This is a genomic window from Kytococcus sp. HMSC28H12 (assembly GCF_001816045.1).
GTDB classification, from domain to species: Bacteria; Actinomycetota; Actinomycetes; order Actinomycetales; family Dermatophilaceae; genus Kytococcus; species Kytococcus schroeteri.
The window spans coordinates 1-13,644 of the sequence record NZ_KV824263.1 but is presented as its reverse complement, the minus strand read 5'-3'; the positions used below and the strand labels follow the sequence as shown (position 1 = coordinate 13,644).

General features: G+C 73.7%; 16 protein-coding genes. 12 read left to right on the top strand and 4 right to left on the bottom strand.

The window, feature by feature from the left end; translation table 11 throughout:
- On the bottom strand, window positions 1-725 hold a 725-nt coding region (locus tag HMPREF3099_RS00555; protein WP_083323356.1), incomplete at its 3' end, for an HhH-GPD family protein.
- Entirely contained in the window at window positions 726-1,811 is a 1,086-nt protein-coding gene (gene disA, locus HMPREF3099_RS00550) for a DNA integrity scanning diadenylate cyclase DisA (protein ID WP_070703264.1), read from the bottom strand.
- A 119-nt stretch (window positions 1,812-1,930) separates the two neighbouring features.
- Between disA and HMPREF3099_RS00545 the strand changes: the two genes are divergently transcribed.
- Window positions 1,931-2,380, top strand: a complete 450-nt coding sequence (locus HMPREF3099_RS00545; RefSeq protein ID WP_070703263.1) for a YsnF/AvaK domain-containing protein — start codon at window positions 1,931-1,933, stop codon at window positions 2,378-2,380.
- Window positions 2,381-2,414: 34 nt separating this feature from the next.
- Here HMPREF3099_RS00545 and radA read toward each other — a convergent pair whose 3' ends face one another.
- On the bottom strand, window positions 2,415-3,788 hold the full coding sequence (gene radA, locus HMPREF3099_RS00540) for a DNA repair protein RadA (protein WP_070703262.1): 1,374 nt from the start codon (window positions 3,786-3,788) through the stop codon (window positions 2,415-2,417).
- Window positions 3,789-3,838: 50 nt separating this feature from the next.
- On the opposite strand from radA, the gene HMPREF3099_RS00535 reads away from it, so the two are divergent.
- The 7 genes from HMPREF3099_RS00535 to HMPREF3099_RS00505 all read left to right on the top strand — a co-directional run bounded on the left by HMPREF3099_RS00535 (window position 3,839) and on the right by HMPREF3099_RS00505 (window position 9,306).
- Complete coding sequence (locus tag HMPREF3099_RS00535) at window positions 3,839-4,783, top strand: Ppx/GppA family phosphatase (protein WP_070703261.1); 945 nt, start codon at window positions 3,839-3,841, stop codon at window positions 4,781-4,783.
- Entirely contained in the window at window positions 4,780-5,565 is a 786-nt protein-coding gene (locus HMPREF3099_RS00530; RefSeq protein ID WP_070703260.1) for a sugar phosphate isomerase/epimerase family protein, read from the top strand. The genes HMPREF3099_RS00535 and HMPREF3099_RS00530 overlap by 4 nt, the downstream gene beginning before the upstream one ends.
- Window positions 5,566-5,707: 142 nt before the next feature.
- Window positions 5,708-6,388 (top strand): TetR/AcrR family transcriptional regulator, encoded by a 681-nt coding sequence (locus tag HMPREF3099_RS00525; RefSeq protein WP_168168398.1) that lies wholly within the window; start codon window positions 5,708-5,710, stop codon window positions 6,386-6,388.
- Window positions 6,385-7,344 carry a proline dehydrogenase family protein gene (locus HMPREF3099_RS00520; RefSeq protein ID WP_237769681.1) on the top strand — a complete coding sequence of 320 codons (960 nt, stop codon included), beginning with the start codon at window positions 6,385-6,387 and terminating at the stop codon, window positions 7,342-7,344. The genes HMPREF3099_RS00525 and HMPREF3099_RS00520 overlap by 4 nt, the downstream gene beginning before the upstream one ends.
- Before the next feature lie 2 nt (window positions 7,345-7,346).
- The gene (gene proC / locus HMPREF3099_RS00515; RefSeq protein WP_305778340.1) at window positions 7,347-8,180 is read left to right on the top strand and encodes a pyrroline-5-carboxylate reductase; all 834 of its coding nucleotides are present in this window, start codon (window positions 7,347-7,349) and stop codon (window positions 8,178-8,180) included.
- Between the two features lie 69 nt (window positions 8,181-8,249).
- A complete protein-coding gene (locus tag HMPREF3099_RS00510) occupies window positions 8,250-8,723 on the top strand; it encodes a GNAT family N-acetyltransferase (RefSeq protein ID WP_371327499.1) in 474 nt (157 codons plus the stop codon).
- A 4-nt stretch (window positions 8,724-8,727) separates the two neighbouring features.
- Window positions 8,728-9,306 carry a GNAT family N-acetyltransferase gene (locus HMPREF3099_RS00505; protein ID WP_070703257.1) on the top strand — a complete coding sequence of 193 codons (579 nt, stop codon included), beginning with the start codon at window positions 8,728-8,730 and terminating at the stop codon, window positions 9,304-9,306.
- 10 nt (window positions 9,307-9,316) lie between these two features.
- On the opposite strand, the gene HMPREF3099_RS00500 is transcribed toward HMPREF3099_RS00505, so the two are convergent.
- Window positions 9,317-9,985 (bottom strand): potassium channel family protein, encoded by a 669-nt coding sequence (locus HMPREF3099_RS00500; RefSeq protein ID WP_070703256.1) that lies wholly within the window; start codon window positions 9,983-9,985, stop codon window positions 9,317-9,319.
- A gap of 26 nt (window positions 9,986-10,011) precedes the next feature.
- Between HMPREF3099_RS00500 and HMPREF3099_RS00495 the strand changes: the two genes are divergently transcribed.
- The 4 genes from HMPREF3099_RS00495 to hemC all read left to right on the top strand — a co-directional run.
- Entirely contained in the window at window positions 10,012-11,229 is a 1,218-nt protein-coding gene (locus HMPREF3099_RS00495; protein WP_070703255.1) for an acetoin utilization protein AcuC, read from the top strand.
- Window positions 11,230-11,403: 174 nt separating this feature from the next.
- Window positions 11,404-11,502, top strand: coding sequence for a 30S ribosomal protein bS22 (locus HMPREF3099_RS11825; RefSeq protein ID WP_005504750.1), 99 nt, complete (start codon window positions 11,404-11,406; stop codon window positions 11,500-11,502).
- Window positions 11,503-11,738: 236 nt separating this feature from the next.
- Complete coding sequence (locus tag HMPREF3099_RS00490) at window positions 11,739-13,109, top strand: glutamyl-tRNA reductase (protein ID WP_070703254.1); 1,371 nt, start codon at window positions 11,739-11,741, stop codon at window positions 13,107-13,109.
- A partial coding sequence (gene hemC, locus HMPREF3099_RS00485) for a hydroxymethylbilane synthase (RefSeq protein ID WP_070703253.1) occupies window positions 13,106-13,644 on the top strand: 539 nt, incomplete at its 3' end. The genes HMPREF3099_RS00490 and hemC, both read left to right, overlap by 4 nt.

Here is a 13,644-nt window from a genome sequence, read left to right as displayed (position 1 = left end):
CGGTCGGTGCCGGCCCACTTCTGGCCCCGTCGCGGCGGGCCGTCGTGCGCGGGCGATCCGGCCGCCACCCACGCGCACTCGGCCTGCAGCGGGCACTCCCTGCACCGAGGTGCCCGGGCCGTGCACACCAGCGCGCCGAGCTCCATGAGGCCGATGTTCCACTGCACCGAGTCCGCGGCGTCCTCGGGCAGCAGGCCGGTGGCCAGCCGCCGCTCGGCCGCCGTGTACGAGGGGGCGGGCAGGGCCACCCCGGTCACCACACGCGCCTGCACGCGCCGCACGTTGGTGTCCACCACCACCGCCCGCCGACCGAACGCGAACGACGCCACCGCGGCGGCCGTGTACTCCCCGATGCCGGGCAGGCTCCGCAGCACCTCCTCCTCGGCGGGCACCCGGCCGCCGTGCAGGTCGCGGATCGCCACGGCGGCGTCCACCAGTCGCAGCGCCCGGCGCGGGTAGCCCAGGCGGTCCCAGGCCCGCACCGCCTCACCCGGTCCGGCGGCGGCCAGGTCGGCCGGGGTGGGCCACTGCTCCATCCACCGCCGCCACACCGGCAGCACCCGTGCCACGGGGGTCTGCTGCAGCATCACCTCGGAGACCAGTACGCCCCACGGCGAGCACCCGGCATCGCGCCACGGCAGGTCCCGCGCGGTCCGCGCGTACCAGGCACTCAGGGGGTCGAACAGGCGGTTGGTGGCCCCACCCACCGGCGACGGCGCGCCCACTCAGACGTAGCGGTCCAGGATGCTGGTCTCGGCCATGCGGCTGAGCCCCTCCCGGATCGCCCGGGCCCGGACCTCGCCGATGCCCTCGATCTCGTGCAGGTCGTCGAAGCTCGCGGCCATGAGCTGCTGCAGGCCGTCGAAGTGCAGCACCACGCGGTCCACGATGGCCGGGGGCAGGCGCGGCACCTGCGAGAGCAGACGGTAACCCCACGGGGAGACGCCACGGTCCAGGGTGTCGGCGGCGGCGGGGTGCCCCATCGCGGCGGCCACGGCGCCCAGGTCGAGCAGGTCGGTGGTGGACAGGTCGGACACGCGCTCCAGCACGGCCTCCACCTCCTCGGGACCGCCGGCGGGGCTGTGCGCCGGGGCGTAGTCGCGCACCAGCAGCTCGCGGTCGTTGCCCAGGCCCGCGGTCAGCTCGGAGAGCTGCAGGTCCACCAGGCGGCCGTCGTTGCCCAGGGTGAGCACGTAGTGGCTGATCTCCTCGCGGATGCGGTGCACCATCTCCAGGCGCTGGGCCACGGCGGCCACGTCGCGCACGGTCACGAGGTCCTCGATCTCCAGTGCCGAGAGCGTGGCGGCCACCTCGTCCAGGCGCGCCTTGTAGCGCTCCAGGGTCTGCAGCGCCTGGTTGGCGCGCGACTGGATGACGCTCACCTCCTCCAGCACGATGCGCTGGTCGCCCATCCACAGGGCGATCACCGCCATCGAGGCCGAGACGGTCACCACGGGCACACCGGTCTGGCGGGCCACCCGCTCGGCGGTGCGGTGGCGGGTACCCGACTCGCGGGTCTCCACGCTGGGGTCGGGCGTCAGCTGGGTGGCGGCGCGCACGATGCGCGAGAGGTCCGAGCTGAGCACCACGGCGCCGTCCATCTTGGCCAGCTCGCGCATGCGGGTGGCGGAGAAGTCCACGTTCAGCTCGAAGCCGCCGGTCGAGATCTCGTCGATGGTGCGGTCGTTGCCCAGCACGATGAGCGCACCGGTCCGGCCGCGGACGATGCGCTCCAGCCCGTCACGCAGCTCGGTCCCCGGCGCGAGGGTCGCCAACACCGCGTTCACTGCCTCGTGGTCACCAGCCTGCACGGCGCTGAGTCTAGGTGGCCACGGGCCGTGCGGGCACCGTCCGGACCACCGGGTGGTCCCGTGCCCGGCCGTGCGACACGATGGGGGCAGACCCACCGTCCGCAGCGAGGAGACAACCGATGGACAGCCGAGACACCGAGCACACCTCGGTGGTGCGTCACGAGGAGCGGCTGCGCGCCGCGGTGCAGCAGGCGGAGCGCGGTACTGCGCGCATCCGCAAGCGGGTGGTCACCGAGACCGTCACGCTCGAGGTGCAGGTGCAGCGCGAGGTGCTGGAGGCCGAGGAGGGCCTCACGCCGGCCGCGGAGCCCGCCGGGGCCAGTGGCCGGGTCGTCGAGGGGGCGGCACTCGCCGGGCGCGACGTGCACGCCGACCCGCGCACAGAGGAGGTGCAGGTGGTCACGTTGCACGAGCAGCGCCCCGTGGTCACCCTCGAGACCGTCCCCTACGAGGAGGCCCGCGTGGTCAAGCGCGTGGTCACCGTGCCGCACGAGGTCACCGAGACCGTGCGCCGCGAGCACGTGGAGGTGCTGGGCGACCCGCAGGGCCTCGCCGACGAGCTCCGCTGAGCCCCTCTCCGCCAGCGCCTCGGCGCCGTGCCGCTCACCCGGGCAGCACGGCGCCGATCGCGTGCTCGAGGGTGTCGGCCTGGAAGACCTTCATGCCGGCCGGGGCGCGCTGGTCGCCGAGGGCCCCGCGGGGGATGACCGCCTTGTCGAAGCCGATGCGGTGCGCCTCCACGAGGCGCCGGGCGGTGCCGGGTGCGTTGCGCAGGTCGCCGGCCAGGCCCACCTCCCCCACGGCCACCAGGCCGTCGGGCAGGGGCCGGTCCGCCAGTGAGCTGGCCAGCGCCATGGCCACCGCGAGGTCGGTGCTCGGCTCGGCCAGCCGCACCCCGCCCACGGTGGAGACGTACACGTCGGCCTTGGCCAGCCCCACCCCGCCGTGCCGGTTGAGCACGGCCACCGTCATGGCCACCCGGCTGGAGTCCACCCCGCTGGTGGTCCGCCGCGGGCTCGGCGCCTGGGTGGGTACGGCCAGGGCCTGCACCTCGGCCACGAGCGGCCGGCGCCCCTCCAGGGTCACCGTCAGGCAGGTGCCGGGCACCGGGGTGGCGTGGCGGCTCACGAACAGCCCGCTGGGGTCGGGCAGCCCGGTGATGCCGGACTCGTCGAGGTCGAAGCAGCCCACCTCGTCGGTGGGGCCGAAGCGGTTCTTCACCGCCCGGATGAGGCGCAGGCGGGAGTGCCGCTCGCCCTCGAAGGTCACCACCACGTCCACGAGGTGCTCCAGCACGCGTGGGCCGGCGATGGCGCCCTCCTTGGTGACGTGCCCCACCAGCACGGTCGCGATGCCCCGCTGCTTGGCCTCCCGGATCACCGAGGCCGCCACCTCACGGACCTGCGAGACGTTGCCGGCGGCGCCCTCCACCTCCTGCGAGGCGACCGTCTGCACCGAGTCCACCACCAGCAGCGCGGGGGACACCTCCTCCACGTGGGCCAGCACGGAGGCCAGGTCGGTCTCGGAGGCCAGGTAGAGCTCGTCGGCCACCGCCCCGATGCGCTCGGCACGCATGCGCACCTGGGCCGCGGACTCCTCCCCGCTCACGTAGAGCACCGGTCCGCCGGCGTCGGCCACGCGGGCGGCTACGTCCAGCAGCATCGTGGACTTGCCGATGCCGGGGTCCCCGGCCACGAGCACCACCCCGCCCGGCACCATGCCGCCGCCGAGCACCCGGTCGAACTCCTCCACCCCGGTCGGCCGGTGCTCCGAGGCGGTGAGGTCAACGTCACCGATGCGTCGTGCGGGCTCGGCCACGGACCGTGCCGGGGCGGTCCGTCCCACCGGGCGGCCACCCACCTCCTGGAGCGTCCCCCAGGCCTGGCACTCCTTGCAGCGACCGATCCACTTGACGGTGGTCCACCCGCACTCGGTGCACCGGTAGGAGTCCTTGGTCCTGCTGGTCCTGGCTGCCACGCGTGCACCGTAGTCGCGAGGACCGACAACCTCCCGGCTACCCTTCGCCCATGCGCCTGGGTGTCATCGACGTCGGTTCCAACACCGTCCACCTCCTCATCTTCGACGCCCGACCGGGGGCGCACCCGATGCCCGCCTCGTCCTTCAAGCACGAGCTGCGTCTGGCCGAGCACCTGACGGCCGAGGGCGACATCTCCGCCGAGGGCACCGAGACCTTGGCCTCCTTCGCCGTGCAGTGCCTGGACCACGCCGCCGACATGGGGGCGACCACGGTGCTGGGTTTCGCCACCTCCGCCATCCGCGACGCGGGCAACACCGAGGCCGTGCTGCGCCGCGTCCGCGAGGAGAGCGGCGTGGACCTGCAGGTCCTCTCCGGGGAGCAGGAGGCGCGCCTGACCTTCCTCGCCGCCCGCCGTTGGTGCGGCTGGTCCTCCGGCCACCTGATGATGGTGGACATCGGCGGGGGCTCCCTGGAGCTGGCCGCCGGCCGCGACGAGGAGCCGGACGCCGCGGTGAGCCTGCCGCTGGGCGCGGGGCGCCTGAGCAGCCGCCTGCCGGGCGAGGTGGCCGACCCCGACGACGTGCGCAGCCTGCGCCGGTACGTGCGCGCCTCCATCGGCGAGGTGGTGCCGGACCTGCTCATCCGCGAGCCGCACAAGGTGGTGGGCACGAGCAAGACGATGCGGAGCCTGGCCCGCCTGCAGGGCGCGGCCCCCAGCGGGGATGGCCCCTTCGTCCGCCGCACCCTGCAACGGGACGCCCTCAAGGACTGGGTGGACCGCCTGGCGGCCATGCCGGTCTCGCAGCGCGCCTCCCTGCCGGGGGTCAACCAGGGGCGCGCCCGCCAGATCCTGGCCGGTGCCCTGGTGGCCGAGGGGGCCATGGACCTGCTCGGCATCGAGGAGCTCGAGATCTGCCCGTGGGCCCTGCGCGAGGGCGTGCTGCTGCAGTTCCTCGACCACCTCGACACCAAGGGGCTGCTGGAGATCTCGTGACCCCTTGGCCGGTGGGGCTCTCCGCCTCCAGCTGCTACCCGTGCAAGACGCCGTACACCTTCGAGGTGGCCGAGCGTCTCGGCTACGACGGCGTCGAGGTGATGGTCTGGGGCGAGAGCCTGAGCCGTGACGCCCGGGGGCTGCAGCGCCTCTCCGCGCGCCACGGTCTGCCGATCCTGGCGGTGGACGCCCCCACGCTCTTCCTCCTGCAGCACGTCTGGGGCACCACCTGGGACCAGATCGACCGCTCGGTGGCGCTCGCCGAGGAGCTGGGCTGCCCCACGGTGGTGGCCCACCCGCCGTTCGCCTGGCAGCGCCTGCACGGACGCCGGTTCGTGGAGGGCGTGGCCGAGCGCCAGGCGCGCACGGAGGTGCACATCGCCGTGGAGAACATGTACCCCTGGCGCGTCCCGTACGCCGGGGAGCGCGGCCGGGTGCCGATGTACCTGCCCGGCTGGGACCCGACCCACCACGACTACGAGCACGTGACGCTGGACCTCTCGCACACGGCCACCGCCCACGCCGACGCGGTGGCGATGGCCCGTGCGGCCGGGCGCTCGCTGCGCCACGTGCACCTGGCCGACGGGTCCGGCTCGCTCAAGGACGAGCACCTCCCGCCCGGGGAGGGCACGCAGCCCTGCGCCGAGGTGCTGGGGATGCTCGGCGAGCTCGGCTTCGAGGGCTCGGTGGTGGTGGAGGTCTCCACGCGGGGGATGTCCCGGGAGGAGGGCACCGACCGCTTGCGCCGGTCGCTGGCCTTCGCCCGGGAGCACCTGGCCTGAGGCCGGCGGCTGGTCGTCGACGACGGGCCGGGGCCACCGGATGAGGTTAGGCTCGGCACGGACCCAAGCACCCCGCACCGTGGGACGGCGAGCAGTTGAGAGGTGGACCATGCGCAAGGCCGCGCGACGCGGACCCCGCCCGATGGGTTCCGACACGAAGGCAGACATCCTCGGCGCCGCGACCCGGTTGTTCTCGGAGTTCGGATACGAGGCGGTCTCCATGCGTGCCGTGGCACGCGAGGCAGGGGTCGACCCGGCCCTGGTGAGCTACTACTTCGGCTCCAAGGGGGGCCTGTTCATCCACGCGATGCGCCCCTCGGTGGACGCCGAGGAGGTGCAGGCCTTCATCGCCCAGGTGGACCCCGCGGAGTGCGGCACCGCGCTGCTCGCCTTCGCCCTGGAGTTCTGGGGCGACGTGCCGTCCGCCCAGCGGGTGTCGGGCACCCTCGCGGCAGCCAACTCGCAGCCCTCGGAGCGGGAGTTCCTGCGCGAGCTGCTCTTCGACGGCTTCATGCTGCCCATCGCGCGCCGGGTCAGCCCCGACGAGCCCGAGTTGCGCGCCACCCTGGCCTCCACCGTGCTGCTCGGCATGATCACCTGCGCGGCCACGCTGCGCATGCCGATGATGGACGGCCTCTCGGACGCCCGCCTGGCCGAGGCCCTGGGGGCGCAGTGCCAGGCCCTCCTCACCGGGCCGCTGCCGCCGGAGGAGCACGCCGTCGCCTCGCCCGGGGAGCTGCTCGGTCCCTCGGATGCGCCGACCGGCCTCCCGGGGGTGGACAATGATCCTCCCCAGAACCCTCAAGGAGATGTTTCCTCGTGACCCTTTTCGACCCCTCGGCCCTGATGCGCGACGCGTTCCTGGCCATGAGCCGCCAGACGGCCGTCCGCGACACCATGGTCAAGATGCCCGTCACCAACCGCGTGGTCTCCCGCTACGTCCCCGGTGAGGGCTTCGACGACGCGGTCCGTGACTGCTCCTCGCTGGTCTCCGAGGGCCGCACCGTGACCGTCGACCACCTCGGCGAGGACATCACCGAGCTGGCGCAGGCCACCGCCACCAAGGAGGCCTACCTCCGCTACATCCGCGAGATGAGCGAGGCCGGCCTCACCGCCGGTGGCAACGTGGAGTTCTCCCTCAAGCTGAGCGCCCTGGGTCAGTTCCTGGGCCGCGACGGCGAGAAGATCGCCCTGGAGAACGCCCGCGAGATCGCGCGCGCCGCCTCCAACGCCGGCACCACCATCACGCTCGACATGGAGGACCACACCACCACGGACTCCACGCTGGGCATCCTGCACGAGCTGCGCAAGGACTTCCCGGGCACCGGTGCCGTGCTGCAGGCCTACCTGCGCCGCACCCAGGCCGACTGCCGCGACCTCTCGGGCGAGGGCAGCCGCGTGCGCCTGTGCAAGGGCGCCTACAAGGAGCCGGAGTCGGTGGCCTTCCAGGACGACCACGAGGTGGACCTCAACTACGTCGAGTGCGCCAAGATCCTCATGAACGGTCAGGGCTACCCGATGATGGCCACGCACGACCCGAACATGATCGACATCGCCGGCTTCCTGGCCGACGCCGCCGGCCGTTCGGCGGACTCGTGGGAGTACCAGATGCTCTACGGCATCCGGCCCCAGGAGGAGTCCCGCCTCATCGACGAGGGCCACCAGCTGCGCGTCTACCTCCCCAACGGCCCGGACTGGTACGGGTACTTCATGCGTCGTCTGGCCGAGCGCCCGGCGAACGTCATGTTCTTCGCCCGTTCGCTGCTCTCCAAGGGCTGATCGTGGCCCCCGGGCTGGCCGGCACCCGCATCGCGATGGTGGGCGGGGGCGTCATGGGCTCCACCGTGGCCGCCGGACTCGTGCGTGCCGGCCACCCGGGTGGGCTCATCACGGTGGTGGGCCGTGACGCGGCCCGCGCCGCGGCCACGGCCGCGGACCTGGGCACCGCCTCGGGCACTGTGGCCGAGGCCGTGCCGGACGCGGACGTGGTGGTGCTGGCGGTCAAGCCGCAGGACATGGAGGCCGCCCTGGCGCAGGTGGCCGAGGTGCTCTCCCCGGGCACGCTCGTGATGTCCCTGGCTGCCGGCATCCCGCTGGCGTTCATGAAGGCCCGTCTGCCCGAGGGCACCCCGGTGGTCCGCACGATGCCGAACACCCCCGCCCGCGTGGGGCAGGGCATGGCGGCGCTCTCGCCGGACGCCCTGTGCACCCCCGAGCAGGTGGAGCTGGCCCGCGCGGTGCTGGCCTCCACCGGCGAGGCGGTCACGGTGCCGGAGAAGCAGCAGGACGCGGTGACGGCCATCTCCGGCTCGGGCCCGGCGTACCTGTTCTTCGTCGTGGAGTCGATGATCGAGGCGGGCGTGCACCTGGGCCTGCCGCGCGCCACGGCCACCGAGCTGGTGGTGCAGACGCTCTTCGGTGCGGCCACGATGCTCCGCGAGACGGGCGAGCACCCCACCATGCTGCGCGAGATGGTCTCGAGCCCGGGCGGCACCACGGTGGCCGCCATGCGGCAGCTGGAGGACCACAAGGTCCGCGCCGCCTTCCTCTCGGCCATGGAGGCCGCCGCCCATCGCAGCAAGGACCTCTCCGACGGTGTCGTCGACGACGACTGACCCCGCCGGTTCGGCCGGTGGGGTGGTCCTGCGCTGGCTCGACGCCACCTCGGACACCGACGTGGCCCTGTGGCGCGACGTCCGCCTGGCGATGCTGCTCGACACCCCGGGCGCGTTCGGCTCCCGGTACGCCGACCACCTCGGACTCGGCCTGGAGCGGTGGCGCGAGAACGTCGCCTCGCCGGTGATGTCCACGCTCGTCGCGGTCGAGGGGGCGCGCCGGTGGGGGCGGCCCGCCTCATGGAGGGCGGGGACGACCTGCCGGAGCTCATCAGCATGTTCGTGGCACCGGCCCACCGCGGCACCGGCCTGTCCTCCCGCATCGTGGAGGCGGTGGCCGACCGCGCCCGCGGGCGGGGCCACGCGGCGCTGCACCTGCACGTCATGACCGACAACCCGCGGGCCCGGGGTGTGTACGAGCGCGGTGGGTTCCGCTGTGTCGGTGCGCCCTTCCGGGCGGCTCCGGACGACCCCGACGACCTCCGCACCGAGTGGCGCATGGAGCGCCCCTTGCGCGGCGCGGGCGCGGGCATGGAATCATGACCACATGACTGACATCACGGTGCGCGAGCTCGCGGCAGACGAGTGGGAGATCTTCAAGACCCTTCGCCTGCGGGCGCTGCAGGAGGACCCCGAGGCCTTCGTGGCCTCCTACGAGGAGGAGTCGCAGCACGGTGACGAGCAGTGGCAGGAGCGCATGAGCCACTCCACCCGCCTCGTCGCCCAGCGGGGCTCCGAGTTGGTGGCCCTGGCCTCCGTCGGCGACGAGGACACCCGCAAGGACGACGAGCTGGGTGAGGTCTACGGCATCTGGGTGACCCCGGCCCTGCGTGGCGAGGGCGTCGCCCGCAAGCTCATGGACCACGCCGAGCAGGTGGGCCGCAACGCCGGCTACAGCCACCTCGTCTACTGGGTGGGCACGGACAACGGCCGCGCCGTGGCGTTCGCCAGCTCCATCGGCTACCGCCCCACGGAGGGCCGTCGGGACGTCGTGGTCAACGGCGAGCCCGAGGTGGAGGCCGCCTTCGTGCTGCCGCTGGGTGCGGAATCCGAGGAGACTCCGCTGGCCCTGCAGGGCGACGTCGACGAGGACGTGGCCGGGTCCCTGGAGGACGGCACCGACTGAGTCGGCCCCTTCAGGGGCGGGAGGCGAGCCGCTCGATGGCGGCCGCCGGCCCGCTCACGATGATGGAGTGGTGGCGACCCACCATGGTGCCCGGCACCGCGTGGTGGAAGTCCTCGCCCGGCTCCTTCACACCCACCACGGTGACCCCGTAGCGCGAACGGACCTGACTCTCGGTGAGGGTCTTGTCGATCATCTCGTGCGGCGGGGTCATCTTCACGATGGCGTACCCGTCGTCGAACTCGATGTAGTCGCGCAGCTTGTCGTTGACCAGGTGCGCCACGCGGCGGCCGCTGTCGGCCTCGGGGAAGACCACGTGGTGCACGCCGATGCGCTCCAGGATGCGCGCGTGCTCCTCGCTGACGGCCTTGGCCCAGATGTTGGGCACGCCGGCGTCCACGAGGTTGCCGGCCGTGAGCAGCGAGGACTCCACGGACGACCCGATGGCCACCACGGCGATGCGGAAGAGTTCCGGCTTGGCCTGCTGCAGCTCCTGGGGGTCGGTGGCGTCGATGGCCATGACGCGCTCGAAGGTGCGGTGGTGCCGCTCGGCCAGCCGGGGCCGCTCCTCGATGGCGTGCACGCGGTAGCCCAGGGCGCGCATCTCGGACGCCACGGCCGTGCCGAAGCGCCCCAGGCCGATGACGAGGGTGTCCTCGTCGTAGAGCCGGTGCCGCTGCATGGGTCTCCTCTCGGTAGCGTGACGTCATGGACGACGCAGGACGGGACGCCGCCGCCACCCACCCGAGCGAGCGCGGGCGGGCGGTCTGGGACGAGGCCCTGGTCAAGTATGACTTCGGCGCGCACCACCCGATGAACCCCCTGCGGCTGCGGCTCACCCACGACCTGGCCGACGAGCTGGGGGTGCTCGACGCGCTCGAGCTCGTGCCGCCCGTGGCGGCCACCGACGACGAGCTCGCCACGGTGCACACCCGTGGGTACGTCGAGCACGTGAAGGCGGTGTCGCGGGACCCGGGGTCGGCCGACGGCTCGCAGGGCATCGGCGACGAGGACTCCCCGGCGTTCGCGCACATGCACGAGGCCTCCGCGCTGGCCGCCGGGGGAAGCCTGCAGCTCGCCGACGCCATCATGGCCGGGGAGATCGTGCGCGGGGTGAACATCGCCGGCGGCCTGCACCACGCGATGCCGGACCGGGCGGCGGGCTTCTGCATCTACAACGACCCCGCACTGGCCATCCGCCGCCTGCTCGACCGGGGTGCGGAGAAGGTCGTCTACGTGGACCTCGACGTGCACCACGGCGACGGGGTGGAGGCCGCCTTCTGGGACGACCCGCGCGTGGTGACCATCTCCCTGCACGAGAGCGGTCGCGTGCTCTTCCCCGGTACCGGCTTCCCCGGCGACGTGGGCGGCCCGGGTGCGGAGGGCTCGGCGGTGAACGTGGCCCTGCCCCCGGGGACGGGCGACGCGGCCTGGCTGCGGGCGGTGCACGCGATCGTGCCGCCGCTGGTGCACGCCCTCGAGCCGACGGTGCTCGTGACCCAGCACGGGTGCGACGGCCACGCCCACGACCCGCTGGCGCACTTCGGGCTCTCCGTGGAGGCCCAGGCCGTGGCCATGGGCACCATGCGCGAGCTGGCCGGGTCGGTGTGCGAGGAGCGCTGGCTGGCCCTCGGGGGCGGTGGCTACTCGATCACCGACGTGGTGCCGCGCAGCTGGACCGCCCTGCTCGGCGTGGTGGCCGGCCAGGAGGTGGACCTCTCGGTGGACACCCCGCCGGGCTGGCGCGCCCGCCTCGAGGAGGTCGTCGGCGAGTACCCGCTGACCATGGGCGACGCCGGCGGTGACTGGCCGTGGTGGCGCAGCTGGGAGACCGGCTACGACCCCGACTCGCCCACCGACCAGGCCGTCATGGCCACGCGCGAGGCCGTGTTCGCCCACCACGGGCTGGACCCCTGGTTCGACTGACCCCCGGGGCGCGGGGTGTATCGTTGGCCATCACCGTCTTCGGGTCCCCGTGCCCGCGTCGTCGGCCGGCCCTCCTGGCAGGGCGCCGCGGACGTGGCGCAGGACCCATCAGAACTGTTGAGGCCTCCATCCCGTGTGAGGGGCCGCGGTAACACCCCGAGAAGGATGTGAAGCATGGGTTCCGTCATCAAGAAGCGTCGCAAGCGCATGAGCAAGAAGAAGCACCGCAAGCTGCTGCGCAAGACGCGTCACCAGCGTCGCAACAAGAAGTGACTCCCAGCGCCCCCCGGCCACGGCCGGGGGGCGCGGTGTTGTGCCCGGCCGGGAGTGAGGGGGAGTGCCCTGCGGGTGCGCGGATTTCGTGAAGTACGACGCTGCAGCGTAGACTCGGGGGCGCTGTTCCCTCCGACGGGCGCATCTGGTATAGCGCCCCCTCCACGCCGCCCGATCCCTGCCGTGTGGTGCCCGACATCGGCGGGAGCACGCGGAGAGGAGCCCGTGATTCCCCGGTGAGTCTGCTGGTCGTCGGTGCGTCGCACCGCAGTGCGTCCATGGACCTGTTGGAGCGAGTGGCCCTGGGGGACGACGCGGCCGGGGAGCTCGCCGCGGCGGTCCAGACCGGCGCCGACGTGGCCGAGGTGCTGACCGTCTCCACCTGCAACCGGCTCGAGGTCTACGTGGAGGCCACCGCCTTCCACGGCGCCGTGCACCACATCGGGCAGTCGCTGGCGACGACCACCGGGGTGGAGGTCGCCGAGCTGGCCCCCTCCCTCTACGTGCACTACGAGGACCGCGCGGTGGGGCACGCCTTCTCCGTGGCCGCCGGCCTGGACTCGATGGCGGTGGGCGAGGGGCAGATCCTTGGCCAGTTCCGCACCGCCCTGCGCCGCGCGCGCCGTTCTGGCCGCGCCGGCACGCACCTGGGCTCGCTCTTCGACCACGCCCTGCGTGTGGGGCGCCGCGCGCACGCCGAGACCGAGATCGACGCCGTGAGCCGCTCGCTGGTGCAGCGCGGGCTGGAACGCGCCGAGCAGCTGCTGGGCCCCCTGGCCGGACGCACCGTGGTGGTCGTGGGCGCGGGGGCCATGAGCTCGCTGGCCGCCATGACCGTGGCCCGCCGGGTGCGCACCGACCTGCACGTGGTGAACCGCACCCGCGCCACCGCCGACCGCCTCGCCGAGGCGACCGAGGGCACGGCCCACGACTGGGACGAGCTCGCCGCGGTGCTCGCCGGCGCCGACGTGGTCATCACCTGCACCGGGGCCACCGGTGCGGTCATCACCCGCGACCTCGTGGCCGGCCTGCCGCAGCGCGAGCGCGTGCTGGTGGATCTGGCCCTGCCGCGCGACGTGGAGCCGGAGGTGGCCGACCTGCCCGGTCAGCACGTCGTGGGCCTGGGTGGCCTCGGTGGCGAGGAGGCGGACGCCGGCAACGACGGCGCGGAGGCCGAGGTGCGTGCCGTGCGCGAGCTGGTGGAGGCCGAGGTGGTCGCCTTCGAGGTGGCTCGCCGCCAGCTGGAGGTGGCCCCGACCGTGACCGCCCTGCGCCGGTCCGCGCGGGCCGTGGTGGAGTCCGAGATGGCCCGCCTGGACCGCCGCCTGCCCGACCTGGGGGAGGCCGAGCGCGAGGAGGTGAGCCGGTCGGTGCACCGCATCGTGGAGAAGCTGCTGCACACCCCGAGCGTGCGCGTGAAGCAGCTGGCCGGTGACCCCCGCGGTGACTTCGCCGGGGCGCTGCGCGAGCTCTTCGACCTGGACCCGCACGAGACGCAGGCCGTCAGCGCCCCGCCCACCAGCGGGCCGACGCCGCTCGTGCCCGAGTCCGCCCTGGACGGCCTGACGCTGGGCGCCCTCCTCGAGCAGCCGGGGACCTCCCGGTGACCGCCGCGACGGAGGCCCGCCGCCCCCTGCGCCTGGGCACCCGGCGCAGCGACCTCGCCACCACCCAGTCCGGGCACGTGGCCGACGCGCTGCGGGCCCTGGGGCACGAGGTGGAGCTGGTGCTCGTGACCACCGAGGGTGACGTGAACCGTGCGCCGCTGAGCCGCATCGGGGGAACGGGCGTGTTCGTGAGCGCCCTGCGCGACGCCCTGCTGGCCGGGGAGATCGACCTGGCCGTGCACTCCCTCAAGGACCTGCCGGTGGCCCAGCCCGAGGGGCTCGTCATCGCCGCCGTGCCCGAGCGCGAGGACCCGCGCGACGCCCTGGTGGCGCGCGACGGCCTCACCCTGGACATGCTGCCGGCCGGGGCCCGTGTGGGCACCGGCTCGCCGCGCCGCGAGGCCCAGCTGCGGGTGGCCCGTCCGGACCTGGAGGTGGTGGACCTGCGGGGCAACGTGCCGCGCCGCCTGGCCACCGTCACCGAGGGCGAGCTCGACGCGGTGGTGCTGGCCGGGGCCGGCCTGCGCCGTCTGGG